This window comes from Frankia sp. KB5, from assembly GCF_002099325.1.
In the GTDB taxonomy this organism is placed as follows: Bacteria; Actinomycetota; Actinomycetes; order Frankiales; family Frankiaceae; genus Frankia; species Frankia casuarinae.
This window is the reverse complement of record NZ_MRUJ01000385.1, coordinates 1-1,898: the sequence shown is the minus strand read 5'-3', so window position 1 is coordinate 1,898 and position 1,898 is coordinate 1. Positions and strand designations below refer to the sequence as shown.

The 1,898-nt window shown below is 71.6% G+C and carries 1 protein-coding gene and 1 pseudogene; both read left to right on the top strand.

Features of this window, described 5'->3' with window-relative positions; genetic code table 11:
* The first annotated feature begins 92 nt into the window (after positions 1 to 92).
* Positions 93 to 1,328 (top strand): tyrosine-type recombinase/integrase, encoded by a 1,236-nt coding sequence (locus KBI5_RS24630; protein WP_085016624.1) that lies wholly within the window; start codon positions 93 to 95, stop codon positions 1,326 to 1,328.
* Positions 1,328 to 1,898, top strand: a pseudogene (locus tag KBI5_RS24625) (hypothetical protein); the annotation flags it as partial. The gene KBI5_RS24630 and the pseudogene KBI5_RS24625, both read left to right, overlap by 1 nt.

Sequence of the window (1,898 nt, the reverse complement as noted above, 5' to 3'; positions counted from 1 at the left end):
GACCGGACTTTCCTGAGGTCGAACGGCGTGTCGTAGGGCAGGGTCGGACAGGTCGGAACAGTCTGCATCTCTCTGATCTTGGAGGGTGCTGGGTGTTTGAGGACAGCGATCATCGGGTGATCGAGGCGATCCGGCTTCCGCTGTGGGGAAGCGTGGTCGCGTCCGACGGCGTGGTGCCGTGGAGGCTGGTCGACGGCCTCGGTGAGCCGGTCGAGCCGGTCGAGGTCTTCCTACGGGACTTCGTCGCGCAGGGCCGGTCGGCGAACTCGGTGCGCAGCTATGCGCTGGCGTTGCTGCGGTGGTGGCGGTTTCTGGTCGCGGTTGGAGTGGCCTGGGACCGGGTGAGTCCGGCGGAGGTCCGGGACTTCGTGCTGTGGCTCGGGCAGGCGACCAAGCCGGTCGCGGCGGCGCGGGTCGGGTCGCGGGCGACCGTGGGGCAGGTCAACCCGGTGACCCGTAAGCGCCACCTCGGGGACGGCTACGGGCCGGCGACGGTGCGGCACAGCAACGCCGTGCTGCGGACCTTCTATGAGTTCTGGCTGGAGCGTGGTGAGGGGCCGCTGGTGAATCCGGTTGTGCTTGCTCGGGCGGGCCGGGGCCGGGCGCACGCGCACCACAACCCGCTGGAGGCATTCCGTCCGGAGGGGCGGCTGCGTTATAACCCTCGGCTGCCGAAGCGGAAGCCGAGGGCGATGCYGGACGAGCGGTGGGACGCGCTGTTTGCGGCGATGGGCCGTAACCGGGACCGGGCGATCCTGGCGCTGGGCGTGTCCACCGGTGCCCGCGCGGCCGAGCTGCTCGGCATGCGCGGCGCGGACCTGGACTGGGGTGGCCAGCTGGTGCGGGTGGTCCGCAAGGGGACGCGGGCCGAGCAGTGGCTGCCGGCGAGCCCGGAGGCGTTCGTCTGGCTGYGTCTCTACCTGGCCGACGTCGGCGGCGGTGTGCTGGGCGCGGGTGATCCGGTCTGGCGGACGGTCTATCGGCGCGGCGGGGTCCACGAGCCGTTGAACTACGAGGCGCTGCGGGCGGTCTTCCGTCGGGCGAACCGCCGGTTGGGCGCGAACTGGACGATGCACGATTTGAGGCACACCTGTGCGATTCGGATGGTGCGCGACGGCCGGCTGTCGCTGCGCGACGCGCAGACGATCCTCGGCCACGCCCACCTGTCGACGACCCAGCTCTACCTGGAGCAGGACGACGAGGAGGTCTTCGCTCGGGTCCGGGAGCATTTGGCTGCGCGGGAAAGACCTCGCCCCGCGCCCCCAGCGCCGGCGGCCCTCGGCTACGACCCCGCTGACCTCGCGGTCCTGTTCGGGAACCCGAGGTGATGCCTACCGCGGTCGCGGCCCCAGCCACCAAGCAGGCCATYGGCCCAGGGGCGTCGGGCTGGGAGCCGGCCGCGCGGCCGGTCGGCCCGTGGGATAYGGCGTCGTTGGACGACGTGCTCGCGGCTGTGCCGACCTTGTCGTGGTGGAACGCGAAGCGGCAGCAGGCGCAGCGGTCGGTTGCCGGTGTCGAGCTGCTGCTGGACTGGCTGGGCCGGGTGCCCGGCGGCTGGCAGGACCGGTGGGAGCATGCCGAGGCGATGCTCGGTCCCAGGTGGGCGACCTGGTCAGCCGCCATTCCCGAGCCCGACAGGCCCTGCGGCGAACGCCATCGCGTGGTGCTGACCCGAGGGCTGGCCTGTCTGCTGCGGATGAGGCTCGTCCGGCCGAGCTACCCGTTCCTGACCACCTACGGGCCGACGACGACGTTCGCGGTCGTCCGCGACCTGGTGAGCCCGGAGTTGTTCGCCTGCGCGGCCGACGCCGCGCGGGCGTGTGGCGGCCATTCCGAGAACGTGCTCAGGAAGGCGCTGAACGTCCTGACCGCGATCGTGATCCATACCGGTGGCAGCC